Source organism: Streptomyces sp. NPDC088553 (assembly GCF_044752965.1).
Classification (GTDB): Bacteria; Actinomycetota; Actinomycetes; order Streptomycetales; family Streptomycetaceae; genus Streptomyces.
The window spans coordinates 14,730-41,001 of the sequence record NZ_JBIVMG010000018.1 but is presented as its reverse complement, the minus strand read 5'-3'; the positions used below and the strand labels follow the sequence as shown (position 1 = coordinate 41,001).

At 71.6% G+C, this 26,272-nt stretch carries 18 protein-coding genes; 4 read left to right on the top strand and 14 right to left on the bottom strand.

What is annotated here, in order from left to right:
* Together ACIP8Z_RS37415 and ACIP8Z_RS37410 are read left to right on the top strand one after the other, a co-directional pair.
* Nucleotides 1-4,631: RHS repeat domain-containing protein (locus tag ACIP8Z_RS37415; protein ID WP_402091472.1), on the top strand; the 4,631-nt coding region annotated here is incomplete at its 5' end.
* A 14-nt stretch (nt 4,632-4,645) separates the two neighbouring features.
* Nucleotides 4,646-5,494, top strand: coding sequence for a DUF4253 domain-containing protein (locus tag ACIP8Z_RS37410; RefSeq protein ID WP_402091470.1), 849 nt, complete (start codon nt 4,646-4,648; stop codon nt 5,492-5,494).
* A gap of 91 nt (nt 5,495-5,585) precedes the next feature.
* Here ACIP8Z_RS37410 and ACIP8Z_RS37405 read toward each other — a convergent pair whose 3' ends face one another.
* The 13 genes from ACIP8Z_RS37405 to ACIP8Z_RS37345 form a co-directional block, all read right to left on the bottom strand.
* Nucleotides 5,586-6,611, bottom strand: a complete 1,026-nt coding sequence (locus ACIP8Z_RS37405) for an ADP-ribosylglycohydrolase family protein (RefSeq protein WP_402091478.1) — start codon at nt 6,609-6,611, stop codon at nt 5,586-5,588.
* A 2-nt stretch (nt 6,612-6,613) separates the two neighbouring features.
* A complete protein-coding gene (locus ACIP8Z_RS37400) occupies nt 6,614-7,423 on the bottom strand; it encodes an NUDIX hydrolase (protein ID WP_402091467.1) in 810 nt (269 codons plus the stop codon).
* Complete coding sequence (locus ACIP8Z_RS37395) at nt 7,420-8,499, bottom strand: AAA family ATPase (protein WP_402091465.1); 1,080 nt, start codon at nt 8,497-8,499, stop codon at nt 7,420-7,422. Before ACIP8Z_RS37395 ends, ACIP8Z_RS37400 begins: the two co-directional genes overlap by 4 nt.
* Nucleotides 8,496-9,149, bottom strand: a complete 654-nt coding sequence (pnuC, locus tag ACIP8Z_RS37390) for a nicotinamide riboside transporter PnuC (RefSeq protein ID WP_402091462.1) — start codon at nt 9,147-9,149, stop codon at nt 8,496-8,498. Before pnuC ends, ACIP8Z_RS37395 begins: the two co-directional genes overlap by 4 nt.
* Nucleotides 9,150-9,325: 176 nt before the next feature.
* The gene (locus ACIP8Z_RS37385; protein WP_402091459.1) at nt 9,326-10,702 is read right to left on the bottom strand and encodes a pseudouridine synthase; all 1,377 of its coding nucleotides are present in this window, start codon (nt 10,700-10,702) and stop codon (nt 9,326-9,328) included.
* On the bottom strand, nt 10,702-11,307 hold the full coding sequence (gene scpB, locus ACIP8Z_RS37380) for an SMC-Scp complex subunit ScpB (protein ID WP_055599421.1): 606 nt from the start codon (nt 11,305-11,307) through the stop codon (nt 10,702-10,704). The genes ACIP8Z_RS37385 and scpB overlap by 1 nt, the downstream gene beginning before the upstream one ends.
* Nucleotides 11,304-12,536, bottom strand: a complete 1,233-nt coding sequence (locus ACIP8Z_RS37375; protein WP_402091455.1) for a segregation/condensation protein A — start codon at nt 12,534-12,536, stop codon at nt 11,304-11,306. The genes scpB and ACIP8Z_RS37375 overlap by 4 nt, the downstream gene beginning before the upstream one ends.
* A 45-nt stretch (nt 12,537-12,581) precedes the next feature.
* Nucleotides 12,582-13,088 carry a hypothetical protein gene (locus tag ACIP8Z_RS37370; protein ID WP_402091453.1) on the bottom strand — a complete coding sequence of 169 codons (507 nt, stop codon included), beginning with the start codon at nt 13,086-13,088 and terminating at the stop codon, nt 12,582-12,584.
* Nucleotides 13,073-14,098 (bottom strand): ParA family protein, encoded by a 1,026-nt coding sequence (locus ACIP8Z_RS37365; RefSeq protein ID WP_037637819.1) that lies wholly within the window; start codon nt 14,096-14,098, stop codon nt 13,073-13,075. Before ACIP8Z_RS37365 ends, ACIP8Z_RS37370 begins: the two co-directional genes overlap by 16 nt.
* A 449-nt stretch (nt 14,099-14,547) precedes the next feature.
* The gene (gene ald, locus ACIP8Z_RS37360; protein WP_402091450.1) at nt 14,548-15,663 is read right to left on the bottom strand and encodes an alanine dehydrogenase; all 1,116 of its coding nucleotides are present in this window, start codon (nt 15,661-15,663) and stop codon (nt 14,548-14,550) included.
* A gap of 147 nt (nt 15,664-15,810) precedes the next feature.
* Nucleotides 15,811-17,796 carry a tetratricopeptide repeat protein gene (locus ACIP8Z_RS37355; protein WP_402091447.1) on the bottom strand — a complete coding sequence of 662 codons (1,986 nt, stop codon included), beginning with the start codon at nt 17,794-17,796 and terminating at the stop codon, nt 15,811-15,813.
* A 441-nt stretch (nt 17,797-18,237) separates the two neighbouring features.
* On the bottom strand, nt 18,238-18,864 hold the full coding sequence (locus ACIP8Z_RS37350) for an NUDIX domain-containing protein (RefSeq protein WP_402091445.1): 627 nt from the start codon (nt 18,862-18,864) through the stop codon (nt 18,238-18,240).
* A 76-nt stretch (nt 18,865-18,940) separates the two neighbouring features.
* Nucleotides 18,941-20,599, bottom strand: a complete 1,659-nt coding sequence (locus ACIP8Z_RS37345) for a CTP synthase (RefSeq protein WP_402091442.1) — start codon at nt 20,597-20,599, stop codon at nt 18,941-18,943.
* A gap of 710 nt (nt 20,600-21,309) precedes the next feature.
* On the opposite strand from ACIP8Z_RS37345, the gene ACIP8Z_RS37340 reads away from it, so the two are divergent.
* Nucleotides 21,310-23,112 (top strand): glycoside hydrolase family 15 protein, encoded by a 1,803-nt coding sequence (locus tag ACIP8Z_RS37340; RefSeq protein WP_402091440.1) that lies wholly within the window; start codon nt 21,310-21,312, stop codon nt 23,110-23,112.
* A gap of 75 nt (nt 23,113-23,187) precedes the next feature.
* The gene (locus ACIP8Z_RS37335) at nt 23,188-24,570 is read left to right on the top strand and encodes an FAD-binding oxidoreductase (protein ID WP_402091437.1); all 1,383 of its coding nucleotides are present in this window, start codon (nt 23,188-23,190) and stop codon (nt 24,568-24,570) included.
* Between the two features lie 6 nt (nt 24,571-24,576).
* On the opposite strand, the gene ACIP8Z_RS37330 is transcribed toward ACIP8Z_RS37335, so the two are convergent.
* The gene (locus ACIP8Z_RS37330; protein WP_402091435.1) at nt 24,577-26,229 is read right to left on the bottom strand and encodes a flavin monoamine oxidase family protein; all 1,653 of its coding nucleotides are present in this window, start codon (nt 26,227-26,229) and stop codon (nt 24,577-24,579) included.
* Nucleotides 26,230-26,272: the final 43 nt, after the last annotated feature.

Here is a 26,272-nt window from a genome sequence, read left to right as displayed (position 1 = left end):
GCCAGGTCGACTTCGGCGTCGCCGAACGCTGCCTGACCGACTGCGGCACCTTCGACGAGACCAACGCCGGCAACTGGCCCGACGTCCCGTACGACCTGTACTGCAAGGACGGCGCGACGGAGTGCAAGGACCAGTACTCCCCCAGCTTCTGGTCCCGGAAGCGGCTGACCGGGATCACCACCCGGGTGCTGACCGGCGGCGCGTACAAGGACGTCGACACCTGGACGCTCGACCAGAACTTTCCGCCCTCCGGTGACGGCATCTCCACCCCGATGTGGCTGAAGTCCATCCAGCGCAGCGGCAAGAGCGGTGGCACGGTCACGCTGCCGGCCGTCACCTTCGCGAGCCAGCAGCTCGCCAACCGGGTCGACAAGACGGGCGACGGCCTCGCCCCGTTCGTCCGGCTCAGGCTCTACCAGATCACCACCGAGACCGGCGGCACCATCGGTGTCACCTACTCCCAGCCGGGGTGCACCACCAGCACGCTCCCGGCGGCCGACGCGAGCAACACCACGTCCTGCTACCCGGTGAAGTGGGCTTACGAGGGCGATACGGCACGGCTCGACTGGTTCAACACCTACGTGGTCAAGCAGGTCATCGAGGGCGACAACCTCGTGGAGTCCCCGGACAAGGTGACCACGTACGACTACCTCGACGGCGCCGCCTGGGCCAAGAGCGACGACGAGTTCACCAAGGCCGAGGACCGCGTGCACTCGATCGCCCGTGGCTACGGGCGGGTGCAGACCCGAGTCGGCGCGGCCGACGACCCCAGGACCCTCTCGGAGACCCGGTACTTCCGCGGCCGTGACGGACAGGCCGTCAAGGACTCCGCCGGCGACGCGGTGACGGACCGCGAGCAGTTCGCGGGCATGGTCCGCGAGAGCGTGACGTACAACGGCGACGACACCTCGAAGCCGGTGACCGCCACCTCGTACACCCCGTGGCGGTCCGCGGTGGTCGCCACCCGTACCCGTCCCGGTCTGCCGGATCTCGTCTCGTACAAGACGGGCACCCAGAAGGAGCGGACCCGCACCACCGTCTCCGGCGGTACGCGCACGACCGAGGTCAGCCGTGACTTCGACTCCTACGGCATGCTCTCCACCGAGTCGTTCACCGGCGACACCGCCGTGCCGGACGACGAGCGTTGTGTGACGACGAGCTACGCGCGCAACACGGCCGCCCACATCCTCGACCGGGTCAGCCGTGTGGAGACCGTCGCCGTCCCCTGCGGGGACACCGTCGCCCGCCCCGGTGACGTCATCGACGACCTCCGGACGTCCTACGACGGCGGGGCGTTCGGCGCCGCGCCGACCAAGGGCGACGTCACGAGGACCGAGCGGATCAACGGCACCGGCACCGGCTACGACCCGGTGACCAGCACCCCCGCCGCAGACTTCGACGTCTACGGCCGTCCCCTCTCCGCGGCGGACGCCTACGGCAAGATCACCAGGACCGCCTACACTCCGACCACCGGCGAAGTCCCGACCTCCATGGTCGTGACCAACCCGCTCGGCCACACGGTGACGACGGCGCTGGAGCCCCTGCGCGGCCAGGCCGTCCAGGTGACCGACGCGAACAACAAGGTCACGGGCACGGCGCACGACGGTCTCGGCCGGGTCACGAAGGTGTGGCTGCCGACCCGGTCGCGGACCACGTACCCGGATTCGCCCAACTACGCCTTCGACTACCTCGTCCGCAAGGACGGGCCGATCGTCACCACGACGAAGGTCCTGACCCACGACGCGCAGTACAAGTCGGCCTACTCCTTCGCCGACGGACTCCTGCGCTTCCGTCAGACCCAGGAACCGTCCCAGGACGGCGCGGGCCGGATCGTCTCGGAGTCCTTCTACGACACCCGGGGCCAGGTCTGGCGGCACTCCGGTTCGTACTTCGCCACCGGCGCGGCCGAGCCCGCCCTGGTCACCGGTCAGGAGCTGAAGTACCCGGCGTCCACCGACACCGAGTACGACGGCGCCGGACGGGTGACGGCGGTCATCTCCCGGACGTTCGGTGACGAGACCAAGCGCTCCACGACCCTCTACACCGGTGACTCCACCACGGTGATCCCGCCCCGGGGCGGCGTCGCGACCACCGCCGTGGTCGACGCCGTCGGGCGCACCGTCGAGCAGAAGCAGTACAAGGACGCCGCCCGCACCACCTCCCAGTCGACCCACTACACCTACGACCGGCTGGGCCGGCTGGGTCAGATCAAGGACCCGTCGGGCGCGACCTGGAAGTACGTCTACGACGTCCGCGGCCGCAAGGTCGAGTCGCAGGACCCCGACCAGGGCAAGACCAAGACCGAGTACGACAAGGGCGACCGCGCGATCGGTGTCACCGACGCCCGGCTGATCACGCTGACCTCGGAGTACGACGCGCTGGGCCGGCGGACCGCCCTGAAGCGAGGCACCACGAACCTCGCCACCTGGGAGTTCGACACCGTCGCCAAGGGCCGGGTGTCGAAGTCGACGCGCTGGGTCGGAGGCAAGGCGTACGTCTCCGCGGTCACCGCGTACAACAACCTGTACCAGCCGGCCCTCAGCCAGGTCACCGTCCCCGACAGCGAGGGCGCCCTGGCCGGCACGTACAAGTGGACCAACTCGTACAACGCGAACACCGGCCAGCTCATGTGGATGATGCAGCCGGCCGCGGGCGGGCTGCCCGCGGAGAAGGTCGCCAACACCTACGCCCCCGTCTCCGGTCTGCTCAGGACCGTCGGCGCGGGCAGCGACCAGATCATCGCGGCGAACACCTACGACCACTACGGGCGCAACACCCGGCAGGAGTACGGGGCGTTCGCCCAGCAGCTCTGGGTGAGCAACGAGTACGACGATCACACCGGTGCGGTGAAGCGCCGTTACCTCGACCGTGAGGTGGCGCCCCAGCGGATCGAGGACGTCCGGTACTCGTACGACCCCGCGGGCAACATCACCTCGCTCGCCTCGGCCTTCGGCCAGGACGCGGCACGCGTCACCGACACCCAGTGCTTCCAGCTGGACTCGCTCCGCCGGATCACCGAGGCGTGGACCAACGTCGGCGACACCTGCGCCGCCGCTCCCACCACGTCGACGGTCGGTGGCCCGGACGCGTACTGGACCACCTACGCCTACGACGCCGTCGGCAACCGCACGGCGGAGACCAAGCACCGCACGGCCTCCGGCCCGGCCGCCGACACGGTCCGTGCGTACGCGCCCGCCACGGCCGGAACCCACCGCCTTCCCAAGGTCACGCAGACGGGAACCGACCCCCACGAGGAGAACTTCACCTACGACGCGGCGGGCAACACCGAGACCCGCAAGGTCGGCACGGCCGCCGTCCAGACGCTCGGCTGGGACGACGAAGGGCATCTGGGTTCGGTCGTCCAGGGCACGAAGACCACCTCGTACCTGTACGACACCGCCGGTGAGCGGCTGATCCGCCGGGACTCCACCGGCACCACCCTCTACCTGCCGGGCGGCAACGAGCTCACGCTCGACAAGGCCGGCGTGGTCACCGGCACCCGGTACTACAGCGTCGCCGGCCAGACCGTCGCGATGCGCGGCGGCGGGAAGCTGACGTTCGTCTTCAACGACCACCACGGCACCGGCTCCACGCAGGTCTCGGCCGACGCCGCGCAGACGGTGGTCCGGCGCAAGACGGGCCTCTTCGGAGAGACGCGCGGCGCCCAGCCCGCCGCCTGGCGCGGCGACAAGGGCTTCGTCGGCGGCACCAAGGACGCCGACACCGGCCTGACCCACCTCGGCGCCCGCGAGTACGACCCGGCCGTCGGCCGCTTCGTCTCGGTCGACCCGCTGATGGATCTGTCCGATCCGCAGCAGACGCACGGCTACACCTACTCCGACAACAACCCGGTCTCCCTCTCCGACCCGACCGGCCTGAAGCCGGACGACTGCCTCGAACACGGTGCCAGCTGCACCTACACGGGCGACGGCGGCTGGGACGTCGGAGTGAAGGACACCTCGGACGAGCCGAACACGTACACGAAGACGTACGCCAAGGTCGACCACGAGCAGCGCAACGAGAACTGGAAGAAGGACGTACGGGACGAGACCCGGAAGAAGCGCATCGAGTACCTCGCCCAGAGCGACGAGGTCGACGAGGTGGTCAAGGAAGCGAAGAAGGGGTGCCGCAAGGGACGCGGGATCGGAACTGTCGCCTGCACGATGGAGGTCACTTCCGACTGGTTCCGGGAACTCACCGCCAAGCAGATCTTCGGCGAGGCCCTCGACCGCATCGACGAAGGCTGGAAGGACGGCGGCACCGAGGCGTTCACCGACGACGAGTTCGACCTGGCGCTCCAGCTCGCGCAGGAGGGACACACCGTCGCCTCACGGGGCGAGAACATCCCCGCACCGGGCGCCGAGGGCAACAAGCGCTTCGACGCCTGGGTGGACGGCATCCGCTCCGAGTTCAAGATCCTTCCGACCGAGAAGGAGAAGAGCGTGATGCAACAGCTCTCCGACGCCAACAAGAAGGGAGCTGACGCCCTGTACATCAAGTTCAAGAACCTCGACACGGACGAGGGCCGGGCGATCATCGACAAGTGGGCGGGCGACACCCGGCGCACCGTCAACCTGACGACGATCTATATCGTTCACGACGACGGCATCGAGCCGATCCACTACCGATAGACGGGTTGGTCGCAGTGCGAAACCACGCTGCCATCGCGGCGATGCTGGCCGAGGAGAGCCGGCGGCACCTCCAGCTGTCCGTGCGGGACACGGACGTGGACGTCGCCGTCTCCGCCTCCGGCATCGCCCTCCACGGCTTCCCCGTGGAGCACGCGGCCGTCCGCCACGCCTGGGAGTGGTGGCGGGACCGGCACGACCGGTCCGGTCTCGTCCCCTTCGTCAGCGGCCAGAGCCCGACGCTGACGGTCGAGTACGACCGCGGCGGCGGGCCCTGGAGCGGCGGCAGCCGGGAACTGCTGGCATCGGCGCTCAGGTCCGTGCCCGCGGACGTCGTGGCCGAGCTGAAGGCCGCCCGGCTGCGCGAGATGATCGACATCCACGTCCCGCCCCGGGACGAGGCCGATCGTCGGGAGATCGCGGAGTACGAACTGCTCCTCTCTCCGGAGGCGGTGGCGGCGGAGCTCTCCGCCGCCCCGCGGGAGTCGGCACCGGCCTTCCCCGCGCCGGGGGACGAGAGCGGGCCCCTGTGGCTCACCTTCGTCGAGGCGGAGGCGGGCTACGAGCTCCCCGCGCTGTTCCCCCGGCTGGTCTCGACGCCGAACTGGTCGGGGCACCCCGACCGGGAGCTGCTCCCCGCCGACCACGTGGCGGTGCTGAGGCACTGGCACGAGCGGTACGGGGCCGAGTTCTTCTTCGCGGACTCGGCGAACCTGCACCTCGTCGTCGCGCGCCCTCCCCGCACGCGGGAGGAACGCGCCGAGGCCGCGGTGGAGCAGTACGTCTACTGTCCGGACCTCGGTGACCCCGAGCTGATCGGGAACGGCCAGGCAGGGTCCACCGAGTGGGCCTTCTGGTGGGACTGACGGACGGCTGAACAGCGAGAGACCGGTGCCCCGGCGGACATCCCGCCGGGGCACCGGCGTGTCCGCCGGGTGCGCGGCACGCCTCCCTGACTCAGGCGTCCCAGAGCGCGCCGAAGGTCAGCAGGTCGCTCCGGTACTCGACGACCTCTTCCCACTCCTTCGGCCAGGCGTCCGCGCCGAGGTGGGCGCCGGCGAAGGCGCCCGCGAGGGCGGCGATCGAGTCGGAGTCGCCGCGGGTGCAGGCGGCCCGGCGCAGCACGGTGAGGGGCTCTTCGGGGAAGAGGAGGAAGCTGAGGAGCCCGGTGGCGAGGGCCTCCTCGGCGATCCACCCGTCTCCCGTGTACGTACAGGGGTCGAGCTCCGGGTCGGCCGTGCGCTGGACGGCGTCGAGGCGCTCCAGGACGCCCAGGCACTCGTCCCAGCCGCGCCGGATGAAGGAGAGCGCGGAGGGGTCCTGGGAGCGGGCCCAGAGGTCGCCGAGCCAGTGCTCGTGGTAGCGGTCGCGGTTCTCGTAGGCGTACGAGCGCAGCTGTCCGACGAGTCCGGCCGGGTCCACGCCCTGGGCGAGGAGGTACACGGCGCGGGCGGTGAGGTCGGAGGCGGCGAGCGCGGTGGGGTGACCGTGGGTCAGGGCCGCCTGGAGCTGGGCGGCACCGGCTCGCTGCTCCTCGCTGAGCCCGGGGACGAGCCCGATGGGCGTGACCCGCATGTTGGCGCCGCAGCCCTTGGAGCCGAGCTGGCTTGCGTCCTGCCAGAGCCGGTCGCCGTCGAGGAGCGCGCAGGCGCGCATGCAGGTGTTGCCGGGGGCACGGTTGTTCTCGGGCGAGTGGTACCAGTCGACGAACTCGTCCCGGACCGGCCTGGCGAGCCGCAGGGGGGCGAGCACACCGCGGTCCATGGCGGTACGGATGCCCCGGGCGAAGGCGAGCGCCATCTGGGTGTCGTCGGTGACGTACGCCTTCCCGTTCCGGACGGGCAGCGGCATCTCCCGCCAGGGCCCGAACGAGGCCAGGATCGACGGCACGTCCTTGAACTCGGTCGGGAAGCCCAGCGCGTCGCCGAGCGCCAGCCCGATCAGGGAGCCGGTCGCGGCCTGCTTGGTCGCGGTGCGGGTCAGGTTCACGTGGATCGTCCTTCCGGTCGCAGGAGGGGCGGATGGAGGGTGGTGGCCTCGCCCGCCCGGTAGAGGGCGGCCGGTTTCCCCCGTCCGCCGGTGAGGCGCGGCGGTCCTTCCACGGCCTGGACGAAGCCGGGCGTGGCGAGGACCTTGCGCCGGAAGTTGGGGCGGTCGAGCTCGACGCCCCAGACCGTCTCGTAGACCTGCCGCAGCTCGCCGAGGGTGAACTCGGGCGGGCAGAAAGCGGTCGCGAGGCAGGTGTACTCCAGCTTGGCGCCGACGCGGTCGTGGGCGTCGGCGAGGATCCGGTCGTGGTCGAAGGCGAGCGGCCCGTGTGTCCCGTACGGCATCCACCGGGCCTGCGCCGCGTCCCCGCCGCCGCGCGGTTCGGGCGCGTCGGGCACGAGTGCGGCGAAGGCGACGGAGACGACCCGCATCCTCGGATCGCGGTCCGGCTCGCTGTAGGTGCGGAGCTGTTCGAGGTGGAGTCCGGCGACGGTGGCCTCGGAGAGCCCGGTCTCCTCGGCGAGTTCGCGGCGGGCGGCCCGCTCGGCGGACTCGCGGGGCAGGACGAAGCCGCCGGGGAGGGCCCAGTGTCCGGCGTACGGCTCCTGGCCGCGCTCGACGAGCAGGACGTGGAGGCGCTCCTCGCGCAGGGTGAGGACGGCGAGGTCGACGGTGACGGCGAACGGCTCGAAGGCGTACGGGTCGTAGCCCTCGGGCACGCCCGCCGACGCCGCCCCCGGCGTCCTGCCCTGCGCTTCGTCCGGCGCTTCGTCCGGCGCTTCGTCCGGCACTCGGTCGGCGCTCATCGACGCTCCGGCAGAGGGTCGGCGAGCTCCCAGCCCTCGGCGAGCAGGGCGTCGACGGCGGCGACCGCGGCCGCGAGACGTTCCTCGTGCGGGCCGCTGAGGACGGCCGTACGGCGGCCGCTGTGGGCGAGCTGGGTGAGGAAACGGGCGGTCATCCAGGGCCGCAGGTGCTCCCCGTCGCGGAGGCCGTCGTCCTCGAAGTCGACGCCCCGGTGGTCGGTGAGCAGCCAGAGGTGCTGCCGGCCGCGGGCGGCGATCTCGCCGGTGGCGGGGCTGGTGGTGCCCATGTAGCGCTCGTGCCAGATGGTGGTGGCGAAGGCGTCGGTGTCGCAGAAGAGGACGGGTGAGCCGTCGCGGGCCGCCTCCTCCTCCAGTTCGGCCTGGCGCTGGGCGATGACCGGGAAGTCGGCGGAGTGGAAGGCGACGTCGGCCCATGCGGCGCCGGGGCGTTCGGCGCGGAGTTCGGCGAGTTTGAGTTCGCTGTACTCGCGCCCGTACTCCGGCACGTACCGGGTCCTGGCCCAGACGCCGCCGCGCCGCCGGTAGTGGTCGGCGAGGGCGAGGGCCATGGTGGTGGTGCCGGTGGACTCGGCGCCGAGGACGACGACGCGCCGGGTGAGCGCCGAGCGCACGGGCGGCTCCAGGAAGTCCCAGTGGCCGGCGGGGTCCGCGCGGACGGCGGTGCCGGAGACGGGGAAGCGCTCGCGCCCGGGGTCGACGCAGACGGACTCGGCGCCGAAGCGGCGGGCGAGCTCCTCCCCGTACGGCTCCGAGGTGAAGACGGCGTCGACGCGCTCGGGCACGGCGGCCCGGAAGACGGCCATGTGGGCGTCCCAGACGTCGGGGTCGTGGAGGTCGACGGGGATGTCGTCGACGGCTCCGACGACGAGGGCGTCGGGGTGGACCTCGCGCATCCAGGCGACCCGGTCCTCCAGGGAGAGGCTCTCCACGGAGGAGGCGCAGACGAGGACGGTGAGGCGCTCGCAGCGGGCGAGGGCCGTGTCGACGAGATGGTGGTGGCCGGCGTGCGGCGGATAGAACTTGCCGAGGACCAGGCCGTGTCCGTAGCGCCTCATGCCGTCGCCTCCGCCGGGAGGGCGCGGCGCGCGGTGAGGTCCTTGGTCCAGCCGCGCAGGCCGAGGACGCAGAGCGTCATGAAGCCGACGTAGAGCAGGGAGGTCAGGTACAGCTCCTTGTACGCGTACAGCGGTACGTAGACCACGTCGGCGGCGATCCACAGCCACCAGGACTCCAGGCGCTTGCGGCACTGGCCGTAGGTGGCCATGAGGGAGAGCGCGGTCGTCAGGGCGTCCCAGAAGGGGACGGTCGAGTCGGTGGCGCGGTCGAGCAGCAGGGTGAGGGCGAGGGTCCCCACCACCCCCGCCGTGAGCAGCCACGTCCATTCGGTGCGCGTGGTGCGGCGCACCGGGAGGACGTCGGAGCCTGGTCCACCCCCGTGGGTCCAGGTCCACCAGCCGTACGCGGCGAGGGTGATGAAGACGATCTGGAGGCCGGCGTCGGCGTACAACCCGGCCTGCGTGAAGAGCAGGACGAAGAACAGGTTGTTGGCGATGCCGATGGGCCAGTTCGCGAGGTGCTGGCGGGCGACGAGCCAGACGCAGAGCGCCCCGCTGCCGAATCCCAGGACCTCGGTCCAGCTGACCGGGGTGTCCAGGATGGTGAAGAGCGGCCGCTGCAGCGGTTCGAGCATGCTTGCGAGGCTCACGCCCGCCTCCTTAAGAGTCATGTTGACTATAAAGGTCGGCGGCCTTCGGCCACAAGTCCGAAACCCCGCAGGGGAAACACGGAAGCCCGCGACCGACGGACGGTCACGGGCTTCTCGCGTGGAGCAGGCCGGGGCCTGCGGGCCTGGGAGGCCGGGGGCCTGCGGGGCCGGGGGCCTTACATGCCGACTTCCTTCATCAGCATGCCGACCTCGGTGTTGGTGAGCCGGCGCAGCCAGCCCGACTTCTGGTCGCCCAGACCGATCGGGCCGAAGGCCGTACGGACCAGCTTCTCGACCGGGAAGCCCGCCTCGGCGAGCATGCGGCGCACGATGTGCTTGCGGCCCTCGTGCAGCGTGACCTCGACCAGGTAGTTCTTGCCGGTCTGCTCGACCACGCGGAAGTGGTCGGCCTTGGCGTAGCCGTCCTCCAGCTGGATGCCGTCCTTGAGCCGCTTGCCGACCTCACGGGGCAGCGGGCCGGTGATGGCGGCCAGGTAGGTCTTCTTCACGCCGTACTTCGGGTGCGTGAGGCGGTGGGCGAGCTCACCGTGGTTGGTGAGCAGGATGATGCCCTCGGTCTCCGTGTCGAGCCGGCCGACGTGGAAGAGACGCGTCTCACGGTTGGTGACGTAGTCGCCGAGGCACTGGCGGCCGTCCGGGTCCTCCATGGTGGAGACGACACCGGCCGGCTTGTTCAGCGCGAAGAACAGGTACGACTGGGTGGCGACGGTCAGGCCGTCCACCTTGATCTCGTCCTTCTCCGGGTCGACGCGCTTGCCCTGCTCCAGGACGATCTCGCCGTTGACCTCGACGCGGGCCTGCTCGATGAGCTCCTCACAGGCACGCCGCGAGCCCATGCCGGCGCGGGCGAGGACCTTCTGCAGCCGCTCGCCCTCCTGCTCGGCGCCGGGGAAGGTCTTCGGGGTCTTGATCTCGGGCCGGTTCTCGTACCGCTCCCGGTTGCGCTGCTCGATCTTGGCGTCGAGCTCGCGCGAGCGGGCCGGGGCCTGGCGCTGGCCGTGCGGGCCACGACGGGGCGGCATGCCGCCCTGCGGGGCCTTGGGACCGCCCTTGGCGCCGCCGCGGGCCGCGGAGCCGCGACCCTTCTTCGGGGCCTCGGCGGGGGGGCTCACGTCGTAGGAGCGCTCCTCGGGGCGAGGCCGGCGCGGGTTGCTCGGGCTCTTCTGGCCGTCACGGCCGCCGCCGCCCTGGTAGCCACCGCCACCGGAGCCGCTGCCGCCGCGGTAACCACCGCCACCGCCGCTGCCACTGCCGCTGCCACTGCCGCTGCCGCCCCGGTAGCCGCCTCCGCCGCTACCGCTGCCGCTGCCGCCGCGGTAGCCACCGCCACCGGAGCCACTGCCGCTGCCACTGCCGCCTCGGTAGCCGCCACCGCCACCGCTGCCGCTGCCGCCACCGGAGCCCCGGTAGCCGCCACCGCCGGCGCCGCTGCCACCACGGCCGCCACCGCTGCTGCCGCCGCGGCCGCCGCTGTTGCCACCACGGCTCCCGCCGTTGTTTCCGCTGCTGTTCCTGCCGCTGCTGCTTCGCATCAAACTTCCGTCTTGTCGTCGTCGTCCTCACGATCCGGTGCATCCGGATCGAACGACGGGACCCCTTCCAGTGAGTCCGGCTCGACCGCCTCCGCCTCGGGGAGGAAGGGCGCGAGCTCGGGGAGTTCGTCCAGGCCGCGCAGGCCCATCCGCTCCAGGAAGTAGTTCGTCGTCCTGTACAGGATCGCACCTGTTTCGGGTTCCGCGCCCGTCTCCTCCACCAGACCCCTCTGGAGGAGGGTCCGCATCACGCCGTCGCAGTTCACTCCGCGGACCGCGGAGACCCGGGAACGGCTGACCGGCTGGCGGTACGCGACGACCGCGAGGGTCTCCAGGGCCGCCTGGGTGAGCCGGGCCTGCTGGCCCTCCAGGACGAAGGCCTCGACGGCCGCGGCGTGGGCGGCACGGGTGTAGTAGCGCCAGCCTCCGGCCACCTGACGCAGCTCGAAGCCGCGGCCCTGGACGGTGTACTCGTCGGCCAGCTCGCGCAGCGCGTCGGCCACCTCGCGGGGGGTGCGCTCCAGGACCTTGGCGAGATGCGCCTCGGTGGCAGGCTCGTCGACGACCATGAGGACGGCTTCGAGAGAGGGCTTGAGGTCGCTCATGCGGTGGTCTCCTGGTCGAACTCGTCGGTCACTGCCGCCGTGGGATCCGTCTCCCCGCCCGTCCAGGAGACCGTGAGGTCCCCCAGGGCGGTCTCCTGGTCGAGGGCGACGGCCTTCTCCCGGTAGAGCTCCAGGAGGGCGAGGAAGCGGGCGACGACGGTGAGGGTGTCGTCGCCGACGTCCTCGATGAGCTCCCGGAAGAGCGCGGTCCCGCGCTCGCGCAGCAGCGAGACGACCACGGCGGCCTGCTCGCGGACGCTGACGAGCGGGGCGTGGATGTGGTCGACGTACACCTGCGGCTCGGCCTTGGGCTGCATGGCCTTGACGGCCAGCCTGGCGAAGCCCTCGGCGCCGATGGAGATGACGACCTCGGGGAGCAGCTCGGCGTGGTGGGGTTCGAGTCCGACGGTACGGGGATGGCGGCGGCCCTCGGCCTCCCAGCGCTCCTCGAAGATCGCCGCGATGCGCTTGTACGCGCGGTACTGGAGGAGCCGGGCGAAGAGCAGGTCCCGGGCCTCCAGGAGCGCGAGATCGGCCTCGTCCTCGACCTCGGCGGCGGGCAGCAGCCGGGCGGCCTTGAGGTCGAGCAGGGTGGCGGCGACGACGAGGAACTCGGTGGTCTGGTCAAGATCCCCCTCGGGCCCGAGCGCCCGCAGATGCGCCATGAACTCATCGGTGACCTGGGAGAGGGCGACCTCGGTGACGTCCAGCTTGTGCTTGGTGATCAGCTGAAGCAGCAGGTCGAAGGGCCCCTCGAAATTGGCCAACCGCACGGTGAACCGCCCGTCCCCACCGTCGGCCCCGGGCGCGGGCTCGGAGCCGGGTACGGGCTCGGCCCCGGCTTCGGACTCGGGGCCGCCCGGAGGCACGGACACCGGCCCGGGCTCGGGCCCGGCCGCAGTCACGGGCACGGACTCGGGCCCGGCCGGCACCCGGGCGGCGGGCCCAGGTTCGGCCCACAGCCCAGCCCCACGCTCAGGCCCAGCCTCGGGCTCCAGGCCGGCCGCAGGCTCGGGCACGGGCTCACGTGCCCGGTCGGTCGGAGCGTCGGCAGCGGAGCCGGGCGCGCGGTCCGCGTCGGCGGTGCCGTCCGCGCCCACCCGCGCCCCATGGCCGTCCCGCCCCGCCCCCGCGGCCTGAGCGGCCGTGGGTCCCTCCGGGTCGGCCGGGCCGCGGCCCAGGGCGCGTCGGCGGGGCGGGCGGGACGTTTCGTCAGAGGTGTGGTGCATGGAGGTCCAGGGGAGCGGGGAGCGGCGGCAGCCCGCAGGCTACCGTCAGCGGCCGCGCAGGCGGCGCACGAGGATGCTCGCGTCGCCTCGGGACTCCAGGTCCGCCAGGACGACCGCGACGGCCTCCCGGACGATCCGGCCCCGGTCCACGGCGAGACCGTGCTCGCCCCGGAGGACGAGCCGGGCGTGCTCCAGGTCCATCAGCTCCTCGGCGGAGACGTAGACCGTGATCTTCTCGTCGTGGCGCTCACGGCCGCTGGGCCGCCGGTTCGGGGCCCGGCCGCCACGCCGCCGCGCCGCCGGGGCGGGCACCGCGGCGGAGGACGTCGCCGGCTTCGGCGCGGCGGCACCCTCGGGCTCCGAGGTCCGGGCGCGCGGCTCCGACGCCTCGGAGTCCGCCGCCGTGTGCTCCGCGGAGCCCTCGCCCGCCGTCGTGTCGCTCTCGCCCGCGGGTGCCGGGACGGCCCGACGGGGCGCGGACGCCTGGAGCGCCGTCCCCCCGGTCGTACGGAAGAGTTCGTCGGCGCCGGGCAGACTCACTCGGCGTGACACCGGGCGAGCACCTCCCTGGCGAGCTGACGATAGGCGGCTGCGCCCACGGAGTTGGAGGCGTACGTGGTGATGGGCTCGCCGGCGACCGTGGTCTCCGGGAAGCGCACCGTCCGCCCGATGACCGTGTGGTACACGTGGTCGTCGAAGGCCTCGACGACGCGCGCGAGGACCTCACGGCTGTGCACGGTACGGGAGTCGTACATCGTGGCGAGGATGCCGTCGAGCTCCAGCTCGGGGTTCAGCCGCTCCTGGACCTTCTCGATGGTCTCGGTCAGCAGCGCCACTCCGCGGAGCGCGAAGAACTCGCATTCCAGCGGCACGATGACCTTGTGAGCCGCCGTCAGGGCGTTCACGGTCAGCAGGCCGAGCGAGGGCTGACAGTCGATCACGATGTAGTCGTAGTCGTTCATCAGCGGCTTCAGGGCGCGCTGGAGCGTCGACTCGCGCGCGACCTCGCTGACGAGCTGGACTTCGGCGGCCGAGAGGTCGATGTTGCTCGGCAGCAGGTCCATGTTGGGTACGGCGGTCTTGAGGAGGACCTCGTCCGCCGACATGCCCCGCTCCATGAGCAGGTTGTAGACGGTGAGGTCGAGCTCCATCGGGTTCACGCCGAGGCCGACCGACAGGGCTCCCTGCGGGTCGAAGTCGACGAGCAGCACCCGTCGTCCGTACTCGGCGAGCGCGGCACCCAGGTTGATGGTCGACGTGGTCTTGCCGACGCCGCCCTTCTGGTTGCACATCGCGATGATCTTCGCGGGTCCGTGGTCCGTGAGCGGACCGGGGATCGGGAAGTACGGCAGGGGCCGTCCCGTCGGGCCGATCCGCTCGCGGCGCTGACGGGCAGCGTCGGGTGCGAGGGTGGCCGCGTACTCGGGGTCGGGCTCGTACTCGGCGTCGGGGTCGTAGAAGTGCCCCTCGGGCACCTCGTCAAAGGCGGCGAAGTGGGTGGACTCTCGGCCCATCTCGTTGCCGGCCGTGGCGTTCACGTGTAGGCCGTCCATCGTCTTCATCGTGTGGGCTGTCGTCATGGGCTGGTGCGTCGCGAAGGTCCGCACCGCGACGGAGCCGATCGGAGCACCTGGCGCACCGCTCCCGGGAGTAATTGTCGACTCATTCACAAGTCGTCTTACCTCCTTGGATGTCACCAGGAACATTTATCGATAGGTCAGCGTGGCACCATGCCGACGGTTGGCGACTCTATGGCGTGTCACCGCTCCGCAGCAACACAATCCGCCGGACCCGGCCCGATGTGTCGGCAACCGAACACCTCTCTGTCAAGGGTGCGCAGGCATGCATCCACACGTTTCAGGGGTGTGCGAAACGGTTAAAGGGTTACGTTCGAGGCGAGTTGGCCGAACGTTCCGCCGGGTCCGGACACGCATCCGGCCGGACCTTGTCGAACAAGGTCCGGCCGGGTGTGTGGCATTGACGGCACGCGTTGACGGCGGTGCCGCGAGGGTCAGCCCAGGAGGGTGCTCAGCTCGACGTGCTCGAGGCCGTGCGCCTCGGCGACCTCCTTGTAAACCACCTTGCCGTCATGGGTGTTGAGGCCCAGGGCGAGCGAGGCGTCGCGGCGCAGGGCCTCGGCCCAGCCGTTGTTCGCCAGCGACACGATGTAGGGCAGCGTGGCGTTGGTGAGGGCGTAGGTGGAGGTGTTCGGGACCGCGCCCGGCATGTTCGCGACGCAGTAGAAGACCGAGTTGTGGACCTGGAAGGTCGGCTCGGCGTGGGTGGTCGCGTGCGAGTCCTCGAAGCAGCCGCCCTGGTCGATCGCAATGTCGACAAGGACACTTCCGGGCTTCATCTTGGCGACGAGCTCGTTGGTGACCAGCTTCGGGGCCTTGGCGCCCGGGATGAGGACGGCGCCGATGACGAGGTCGGCCTCGACGACGGCCTTCTCCAGCTCGTAGGCGTTGGAGACGATCGTCTTCACCTTGGTGCCGAAGATCTTGTCGGCCTCGCGGAGCTTGTTGATGTCACGGTCGAGCAGGGTCACGTGGAAGCCCATGCCGACGGCGATCTGGGTGGCGTTCCAGCCGGAGACGCCGCCGCCGATGACGACCGCCTCGCCGGCGTGGGTGCCGGGGACGCCGCCGGGGAGCACGCCGCGGCCGCCGACCGAGCGCATCAGGTGGTAGGCGCCGACCTGCGGGGCCAGCCGGCCCGCGACCTCGGACATCGGGGCGAGCAGCGGGAGCGCGCGGTTGGCGGTCTCGACGGTCTCGTACGCGATGGCGGTGGTGCCGGACGCCAGGAGCGCGTCCGTGCACTCCCTGGAGGCGGCGAGGTGCAGGTAGGTGAAGAGCGTCTGGTCCTTGCGGAGGCGGTGGTACTCCTCCGCGATGGGCTCCTTGACCTTGAGCAGCAGGTCGGCGGTGGCCCAGACCTCGTCGGCGGTGGGGAGGATCTCGGCGCCGGCGGCGACGTACTCCTCGTCCGTGATCGAGGAGCCGACACCGGCGTTCTGCTCGACGAAGACCTGGTGGCCGTGGCGGACGAGCTCGTGGACACCGGCGGGGGTGATGGCCACGCGGAACTCGTTGTTCTTGACCTCGCGGGGGATGCCGACCTTCATCGTCGATCACGGTCCTTGAATCAGGGGGGATACATGGGGCACTGCGATACATACCCGGATGCACTGCGGCGCACCGGGGCAGACCACGTTCGAACGCGGCGCACCCAGTCTAATGAAGGAGTTCCCGCTGTCTAGCCTTTCAAAGTACTAATCTTCGATCGACCCACTGCGGATTTCGTAGGCAGAGGATTCCGTTTCCAGCAGTCTTTCGGCCGCGGCCCGGTGCAGCCGGGCCGCGGCCGGGTCGCCGAGCCGGTCGAGGGTGTCGGCGAGCCGCATCTGGAGCGCGGCCTGGAGCCGGGTGTCCCGGGCGCGCCGGGCCCACTCGACGGCTTCCTCGCAGGTCCGGAGGGATTCCTCGGGCCGTCCCGCGTACTCCTGGACCCGGGCGGCCTCGCTCAACGCCCGCGCGTAGCCCGGGAGATCGTCGAGCCGCCGGTAGCCGGCCGCTGCGGCCCGCCAGTTCCGCAGGGCCTCGCCGTACCGGCCCGCGTAGGTCTGCACGGCGCCCAGGCGGGCGTACAGCCTGGCCTGATCCGCTCGCTCGTCCCGGGCGAGGCGCTGGGCGAGCGCCCGCCCGTACCAGTCGCCGGCCCGCTGCCAGTCCCCCAGCTCCTGATACGAGCCACCTACGGATTCCATTGCGCGACCGGTCGCGTACGGGTCATTTGCTGCGCGCCCGGCATCCAAAGCCGACCGATATCGCAGCAGAGCGTCCTTCGTCCTGCCGGTGCGGGCGTCGAGATCGGCCAGGTTCAGCAGGGCCGCGGCCCGCTCCCGGTGCAGCCCGCGCCGCTCGGCCACATCCAGGACCAGCTGGTGGAGCCCGTACAGCTGGGGCGCGGCCGCCTCGGCGCCCCGGTGCGCGGCGAGCGCCCTGACCAGGGAGGCGACCAGCCGTCGGGCGAGGGTGTCGAGCTCCCCGTCGGCGACGGCCAGCCGGGCGGAGGCCAGCAGGAAGGACTGCCGGGAACGCAGCCAGTCGGCCCCGGCGGCGGCGTTCGGGAAGCGCAGGGCACGCGGCAGACCGGCCAGTTTCCGACGGGCCGGCGAGCCCTCGGGTTCGGTGACCGCACGGCAGGACTGGAGGAGCCGTACGGTCCGCTCCAGCATCCGGGCCCGGGCGAGCTGCACCTCGGCGGGCCGGTCGCGCTCCTCCAGCTGAGCGCGAAGGAGGGGGACGAGATGGCCGGGGACCCCGTACTGCCCGTCCTCGCCGCCTTCGAGGAGCCCCAGGGCAGCGAAGTCGGCGAGGGTGGTCGCGGCGGCCGAGACCGAGCAGCCGGCCAGGGCGGAGGCCGTGTGGGCGTCGGCCCGGCCGAGGGGGGCGAGGGAGAGGTATCGCAGTATCCGGGCGGCGGTCGCGGGCAGCGCCTCGTGGGCGAGCGTGAAGGCACGGGTCAGCGGGTCGCCACTGAGCGCACGCAACCGCTTGGCGAGGTCGGCGACGGAGGCCTTGGGCCGGGTCGAGAGCCAGCCGCCGGCCAGGACGACCGCGGCGGGCAGCCCGCCGCACTCCTCGACGAGCGTCTCGGCGGCCTGCGGGTCGACGGTGATGCGTACGGAGCCGGTGAAGGCGGTGAGCAGCTCGATGGCCGACTTGGGGTCGAGCCCGCCGAGGGTGCAGGGCCGTACGTCGGGGATGCCGGTGAGCGGTCCGAGGGCGACGCCGATCACCAGGGAGTCGGGGTTGTCGGGGATGAGCGGATCGGCGTGCTCGGCGTCGACGGCGTCGTCGAGGACGAGGACGGCACGGCGCTCGCCGAGCGCCGTGCGGACCAGTTCGGTCAGCTCGTCCTCGGCGGCGCCGGGGGGCTCGGGGACCCCGAGCGCGGCGAGGAGTTCCTGGGCGACGCGGGCGGTGGGGACGGGGTCGCCGCCGGGCTCGGTGAGCCGGGCGCGGAAGATCCCGTCGGGGTACTGGGCGGAGAGTCCGGCGGCGAGTTCCTCGGCGAGCGCGGTACGTCCGGAGCCGGGCTTGCCGGCGACGAGCAGGACACGGGCGCGGGGTGCCTTGCGGCCGGTCAGGGTGTCGAGGCCGGTCCGCTCGATGTCGGCGCGCAGGGCCTTCAACTCCCGCTGCCGGCCGAAGAACTGCCGGCTGCCGGCCGTCGCCACCGCCTGATCCGTCACGGGCCACGCTCCCGTCCACCTGCGCACGAGCCGATCCCGCGGGGGGCTCCGCACGGGCGATCCCGAGCGTAGTTCAGGGCGCGTGGGGGACCTGGCGGAGCACGACGAACACGTCCCCCGATCGGATCAACAGATCGTCACACCACACGCCCAAACGGGATCGCCCCACACGCCACACCCCACCGCACCCGCCGTACGGGCCCGCGCCCCCACCCCGTGTGGGCAATCGACCCGCTGGGGCGTGGGGGTCCCCCGGACGGAGTCTGGGGGAGGGTGGGCACACGGGACGGCGCCCTTGGCGGCGCCCCCGCCCCCAGCGCCTGGACCCGCACCCCTGGCTCGGTGCACAAGGGGGTGCGGGTCAGGGCGCGCTCACGACGAGGTGGAGGTTGCGCACGGCCGATGGGCCCGCCGGCGCACGCGCAGCCCCCCGCCTCCCCCCTACGCCTCGAACGGTCGCGCCGGCCACTCCGCGTCCGCCGCACGCAGCTCCCCCACACCCCCGCCCGCCCGCGCCGCCGTCAGCGCCAGCACCCCCACCACCAGGCAGTTGTTGTGCAGCTGACCGGCCAGGACCCCCCGCACCAGCTCCCCCAGCGGCACCCGCGCCAGCTCCATGTCCGCCTCCTCGTCGGAGACGTCGTACCGCGCCCCCTCCGCCTCGGAGAGCCCGCGCGCGAGGAAGATCCGTACGGCCTCGTCGCAGCCGCCCGGCGTCGTGTAGACGTCGGCCAGGACCCGCCAGTCCTCGGCCTTGACGTGGGCCTCCTCGTACAGCTCGCGCTGCGCCGCGTGCAGCGGGTTCTCGCCGGGCACGTCGAGGAGGCCCGCCGGGATCTCCCAGAGCTTCTGCCGCACCGGGTGCCGGTACTGCTTGAGCAGCAGGACCCGGTCCTGGTCGTCGAGGGCCAGGACGGCCACCGAGCCGGGGTGGACCTGGTAGTCGCGGCGCGCGACCGTGCCGTCCGGCATGACCACGTCGTCCGTGCGGACACTCGTCTTCTTTCCCTGGAACGGGGTCGTCGTCGCGACGACCCGCCACTCCTCCGGGGTGTCCTGCAACTCCATCTGCGTCCTCCCACACACGAAAACCGGGGTACGGATCCGTCAGGACCCGTACCCCGGCAACGTTAACGCCCGACGACTACTTGGCAGGCTTGCCCGTCTTGCGCTCCACGGCCGCCTTCACCAGACCGGCGAAGAGCGGGTGCGGACGCGTCGGACGCGACCGCAGCTCCGGGTGCGCCTGCGTGGCGACCAGGTAGGGGTGGATCTCGCGCGGGTACTCGACGTACTCGACGAGCTTGTTGTCCGGGGAGGTGCCGGAGAAGACCAGACCGGCCTTCTTCTCCAGCTCCGCGCGGTAGGCGTTGTTGACCTCGTAGCGGTGACGGTGGCGCTCGTCGACGTACGGCTGGTCGTCGTAGACCTCGCGGACGATCGAGCCCTCGGCGAGCTTCGCCGGGTACAGGCCCAGGCGCATCGTTCCGCCCAGGTCGCCCGCGCCCTCGACGTACGCGAGCTGCTCCTCCATCGTCGAGACGACGGGGTGCGCGGTGGCGGGGTCGAACTCGGTGGAGTTGGCCTCGGGGATGTCGGCCAGGTTCCGGGCCGCCTCGATGACGATGCACTGCAGGCCGAGGCAGATGCCGAGCAGCGGCACCTTGTTCTCGCGGGCGTACTGGATCGCGCCGACCTTGCCGCTCACGCCGCGGTCGCCGAAGCCGCCGGGGATGAGGATCGCGTCGACGTCACCGAGCTGCTTCTTGGCCCCGGCCGGGGTCTTGCAGTCGTCGGAGGTGACCCACTTGACCTTGACGCGGGCCTTGTTCGCGAAGCCGCCGGCCCGCATGGCCTCGGTGACCGAGAGGTACGCGTCGGGCAGGTCGATGTACTTGCCGACGAGCGCGACGGTGACCTCGTGGTCGGGGTTGTGGACGCGGTCGAGCAGGTCGTCCCAGGTCGACCAGTCCACGTCACGGAAAGGCAGGTCGAGCTTGCGGACGACGTAGGCGTCCAGGCCCTCGGTGTGGAGCACCTTGGGGATGTCGTAGATCGACTTGGCGTCGATCGCGGCGACGACCGCGGCCTCGTCGACGTCGCACATCAGCGAGATCTTGCGCTTGATGGAGGTCGGGACCTCGCGGTCGGCGCGCAGCACGATCGCGTCGGGCTGGATGCCGATGTTGCGGAGCGCGGCGACGGAGTGCTGGGTCGGCTTGGTCTTCAGCTCGCCGGAGGGGCCGATGTAGGGCAGCAGCGAGATGTGCACGACGAAGACGTTGTCGCGGCCGACCTCGTGGCGGACCTGGCGGACGGTCTCCAGGAACGGCAGCGACTCGATGTCGCCGACCGTGCCGCCGACCTCGGTGATGACGACGTCGACGTCGTCGGTCGCCATGCGGCGGATCCGGGACTTGATCTCGTTGGTGATGTGCGGGATGACCTGCACGGTGTCACCGAGGTACTCGCCGCGCCGCTCCTTGGCGATGACCTGCGAGTAGACCTGGCCGGTGGTGACGTTGGCCGAGCCGTCGAGGTCGACGTCGAGGAAGCGCTCGTAGTGGCCGATGTCCAGGTCGGTCTCGGCGCCGTCGTTGGTGACGAACACCTCGCCGTGCTGGAAGGGGTTCATCGTGCCCGGGTCGACGTTCAGGTACGGGTCGAGCTTCTGCATCGTGACCCGCAGGCCCCGGGCCTTGAGGAGCGCACCCAGGCTGGAGGCGGTCAGGCCCTTGCCGAGGCTGGAGGCGACACCCCCGGTGACGAAGATGTGCTTGGTCGTCGTGGTTTTGGGCGGCATCGCCAAGAGGGGGCTCCCGTGGTCGCGTTCTGGAGGTGCGTACCGGCGTCCCCTCCGGAAGAATCGGGGGGTGCCGTCGCTGCGGTTTCGGGGTTCTCGGCTGTCGCCGTTTCCCACCGGTCCACGGGGTACCAGGGTATCAGCGACATCGGGAGGCCGCTTCCGGCCACACGCGGCAGTCGGGTGTTCACGGACGGCGACACCGGGGCGGACGGAGCCTCCCGTCGGACGGGGGAAGCGCCCCCGGACGGGCAGGGGAAGCGCCCCCACCGGGCGGGGGAAGCACCCCGGGCGGACGGGGCGGCGCCCCCGCCGGGCGGGGGGACCGACCTCCCGCCGGCCAGAAGGGAGGAGTTCGCGCTGTCTCTCACCTGCGACGCACAGGACGTCCGCCGGAACCTCCGGCAGACGTCCCGGCGGACCCTGCCTTCACGACAGGCGGACCTTCCACCGGCGAACCGGACTCGTTCACCTGATCGGAGCAACGCCGTTACCGACGTGATCACCGGGTCACTAGGGTGCGACGTATCCTGCTCGGACATTGCCCGCCGAGCCGGCCGGCCAGCGGCATCACCCCGCCCGTCATCCGGACCAAGTGCTCGTCGAAGACCCTTGACCGCTGACACACGCAGACCCGGCTGACACCCAGCCGGGGCATCTGAGCAAGCGCCCCGCGGGGCGGACGTGGCCGTTCGACTGGAGTGAAGCACGTGGCCGGGCGCATCGAGGATTACGCACTCATCGGAGACATGCAGACCGCCGCCCTGGTCTGCCGCGACGGCAGCGTCGACTGGCTGTGTCTCCCCCGATTCGACTCCCACGCGATCTTCGCCGGGCTGCTCGGCACCGAGGAACACGGATTCTGGCGGGTGGGCCCCGCCGCGCCGAACGACGCCGAGCCGGCCCCCGCCGACCGGCGCCGCTACCGCGGCGACTCGCTGATCCTGGAGTCCGAGTGGGACACGCCGCGCGGCACGGTCCGGGTGACCGACTTCATGCCGCCGCGCGACGGCGCCCCGCAGCTGATCCGGATCGTGGAGGGCGTCTCCGGCCGGGTCCGGATGCGCTCCTCGCTGCGGATGCGGTTCAGCTACGGCCGGATCGTGCCGTGGGTCCACAAGGTCGGGGACCGTACGGTCGCCGTCGCCGGGCCCGACTCGGTGTGGCTGGACACCGACGCCGAGACGCACGGCAAGGACCTCACGACGTACTCCGACTTCACCGTGACCCCCGGTGACCGGATCACGTTCACGCTCTCCTGGCAGCCCTCCCACAAGGAGCCGCCGGCGCTTCCGGACCCCGAGGGCTCCCTGGAGGCGACCGCCGACTTCTGGCGCGAGTGGGTCGAGCACTGCACGTACCACGGCCCCTACCGGGAGGCCGTGATCCGCTCCCTGATCACCCTGAAGGCGCTGACGTACGCGCCGACCGGCGGCATCGTGGCCGCGCCGACCACCTCGCTGCCCGAGGAGATCGGCGGCGTCCGCAACTGGGACTACCGCTACACCTGGCTGCGCGACGCGGCGATCACCCTCTCCTCCATGCTGCGCACCGGCTACCGCGAGGAGGCCCGCGCCTGGCGGGACTGGCTGCTCCGCGCCGTCGCGGGCGACCCGGAGAACCTGCAGATCATGTACGGCATCGCCGGCGAGCGGGAGCTCGGCGAGGCGGAGCTCGACTGGCTCCCGGGGTACGAGAACTCCGGTCCGGTCCGGGTCGGCAACGGCGCCGCCAACCAGCTGCAGCTGGACGTCTACGGCGAGGTCACCGAGGCCCTCCACCTCGCGCACATGACGGGCCTGTCCCGCAACGACTACGCCTCGCTCCTCCAGATCAAGCTGATCAACTACCTGGAGAAGCACTGGGACCAGCCGGACGAGGGCATCTGGGAGGTCCGCGGCCCGCGCCGGCACTTCGTCCACTCCAAGGTGATGGCCTGGGTGGCCGTCGACCGCACGATCAAGCTCATCGAGTCCGGGGACGCGGACGGCCCGCTGGAGCGCTGGCACGAGCTGCGCGACGAGATCCACCGGGACGTCTGCGAGAAGGGCTACGACCCCGAGCGGAACACCTTCACGCAGTCGTACGGCTCCAAGGAGCTGGACGCCTCGCTGCTGCTGATCCCGCAGATGGGCTTCCTGCCGCCGGACGACAAGCGGGTCATCGGCACGATCGAGGCGATCCAGCGCGAGCTGTCCACCGAGGACGGCTTCGTGCTCCGCTACCCGACCTCCGGCGAGGAGGCCGGCGTCGACGGCCTGGAGGGCGACGAGGGCGCGTTCCTCGCCTGCTCGTTCTGGCTGGCCGACGACCTGGCGATGATCGGCCGGGTGGACGAGGCACGTTCCCTCTTCGAGCGGCTGCTCGCGCTCCGCAACGACCTGGGGCTGCTCGCCGAGGAGTGGGACCCGAGGCTCCAGCGGCAGGTCGGCAACTTCCCGCAGGCCTTCAGCCACGTGCCCCTGATCGACACGGCCCTGCGCCTGACGGCGAGCGGGGCGTACGGGGGCTGAGGCGGTCCCGCGCGGGGGACGGTGCCCGGACCTACGATGAGAAGGTCCCGTCCCCCGTACGAAAGGGGGGCTCCCATGGGTCCCCATGTCTCCGAGAGCGCCCTCGCCGGACTGGTCGAGGACCTGGCCGGTGAGGTGATCACCCCCGGCGGACCGGGCTACGACGAGGCGCGCGCCCTGCACAACGGCATGATCGACCGGCGCCCCTCGGTGATCGCCCAGTGCGCCACCGCGGCCGACGTGTCCAACGCGATCCTGTTCGGCCGCGAGACCGGGCTGCCGATCGCGGTGCGCGGCGGCGGGCACAGCGTCGCCGGGACCTCCATGATCGACGGCGCGTTGGTCGTCGACCTCCGCCGGATGCACGGTGTCGTCGTGGATCCGGAGGACATGACGGTACGGGTCGAGGGCGGGGCGACCATGGCCCACCTGGACCACGCGTGCCAGCCGTTCCACGTCGCGACCACCGGCGGACGGGTGTCCACCACCGGCGTCGGCGGCTTCACGCTGGGCGGCGGATCGGGCTGGCTGGAGCGGAAGTTCGGGCTCGCCAGCGACAACCTGCTGGCCGCCGACCTGATCACGGCCGAGGGCAGGCACGTCCACACGGACGCCGAGGAGAACCCGGAGCTGTTCTGGGCGCTGCACGGCGGCGGCGGCAACTTCGGGGTGGCGACCTCGCTGACGCTGCGGCTGCACCCACTGCCCCGGATGAGCGTCGCGCTGCTGTTCTTCCTGCCGGACGGCGCGCCCGAGGTGGTGCGCACCTTCCGGGACATCGCCGACACCGCCCCGGACGAGGTGGGCGGAGGGGCGATCTACCTGCCGGCGCCGCCCGAGCCGTTCGTCCCGGAGGAGCTGGTCGGCAGGCTGGTGTGCGGGACGCTGCTCACGTACGCGGGGCCGGTCGAGGAGGTACGGAGGCTCGCGGCGCCGCTGTTCGACCTGAAGCCCGTGATCGAGATCGTCATGGACATCCCGTACGCGGAGCTGCAGTCCATGCTCGACGACCCGCCGGGACTGCGGAACTACTGGTCGGCCGAGTACCTGACCGCCCTCCCGGACGAGGCCGTGGACCTGTTCTGCGCACGCGGCGCGGCCATCCCGCTGCCCGCGGCCACCCAGCACGTGCTGTTCGTGCAGGGCGGCGCGGTGGCGGCCGGGGCCGGGCCCTACCCCCAGCCGTGGCGCTCCGCGCCCTGGGCCGTGCACCCGTTCGCGACCTGGGAGGACCCGTCGATGGACGAGGCCGAGATCCAGTGGGTGCGCGACGTGCGGGCCGACGTACGGCCGTGGGCGCTCGACGCGACGTACCTGAACTTCGTCGGCGCCGAGGGCGAGCAGCGGATCGTCTCCTCCTTCGGCGAGGAGAACCACCGCCGGCTCGCCGCCGTGAAGGCCGAGTACGACCCCGAGAACGTGTTCCGCTTCAACCAGAACATCGTCCCGGCCGGCTGAGCCGGCTCATCGCAGGGCGGCGATCACCTCCTTGGCGGCCCGCTCGCCCTCGGTCGCTCCGCCCTCCATGAAGCCCTGGAAGTCGTAGCTGCAGTGCTCGCCGCCGATGTGGACGTTCCCCTGGGCGGTTCCCTCGTACCCGGCGTAGCGGTGGAGATAGCCGACCGGCCAACAGGAGTACGCGCCGAGCGAGTACGGGTTCCGGTGCCAGGCGGAGAGCTGGGCGCGCCCTGTGTACGCCCGTGAGGTGCCGGGGAAGAAGGCGTCGATGCCCGCCAGATGACGGCTCACGAGGCTCCGTACGTACGGGTCGGACTCGGTGGAGAACGGTCCCGCGGGCGTGAGCGAACTGGCCAGGCTGCCGCCGCCGTACTGGAGGAGGATGCCGCCGGTCCCGCCCTGGATCTTGGTGGTGTCCCAGGTCTGCTGGACGGCGGTGTCGGTGAAGCAGTCGCCGGCCGAGACGCCCGGCCAGGCGCCGGAGCCGCGCCAGGGGCGGGTGCCGAACTGCATGTTGAGTTTGGTGCAGTGGCCCATCCGCGCGTCCCGCAGCAGGTTCCTCATCAGCGGGTCGAATCCGGCCCGGGAGAGATCGAGCTGCTTGAGGATGGGCAGGGGGAGGCAGAGGATCGTGTGGTCCGTGGTGACGGTCCGGGTGGCACCGGCCTCGGTGAAGGTGAGGGTCTGGGTGCCGTCGGTGTTGGCGCGTACGGCGGTCAGGGACCAGCCGTGGCGCAGGGTGCCGGGGGCGAGTGCCCCGGCGATGGCGTTCGGGAGCAGGTCGTTGCCGCCGACGATGTGGTATCGCTCGTTGGACAGGCCCCAGACGTTGAAGTTGCCCGGATTGGTCTGGTAGCCCATGAGCAGCACCAGGGCGAGCGCGGACTGTTCGGTGGTGTCGGCGCCGTACTCGACGTTGTAGGCGACGTCGAGGAAGCGGCCGAGCGGCGAGGAGTGCCCGCCGGGGACCCGGGTCTCGATCCACTCGTACACCGACATGGTGTCGAGTGCGGTGCCGGTGGGCGTGGTCCGGTTCCAGGTCACCTCCCCCGCCTCGGAGAGGTCCCGGCGCAGGGACTGGTAGACGGCGTTGAAGTCCTCGTCGGCCTGGTGGCGCGGGTAGTAGGCGCCGTTGAACCAGAGGACCTCCTCCGCGCCGTTGGGCCCGCCCCCGAGGAAGTCCTCGGTGTCGAGGCCGAAGCGGCGGCAGAGTTCGAGGATCTTCTTGTGGCTGGTGTCGATCAGCTCGCCGCCGATCTCGGAGGTCTGTCCGTACGCCCAGTGGGCGCGCTGGGTCCACATGCGGCCGCCGACCCGGGAGGGGTTCGCCTCGTAGAGCACCGGGCTCAGGCCGGCGTCCTGGAGGGTGAGGGCGGCGGTGAGGCCGGAGATCCCGGCGCCGACGACGGCGACCCGGGCGGTGGTTCCGATGGGCGGGTCGGGGGTGGCGGCGCGGGCGGGAACGGCCCCGCCGAGGCCCGTCCCGGCGGTGAGGCCGGCGGCGACACCGGCAGCGGCGGCGTATCTGAGGAGCGAGCGACGCCCGAGGGCGTCGGCTCTCATGCCCCTCAGCTCGTCGACGGGGAGTCTCAGCCGTCGGGCGTCGGCGTGCTCGGCGGCGAGGGTCTTCAGGAGGTGCATCGGGTTGGTGCGTGCCATGGGGCTCTCCTGGGGCTGGAAGCGGTCTCGTCTCTGAGGTGCG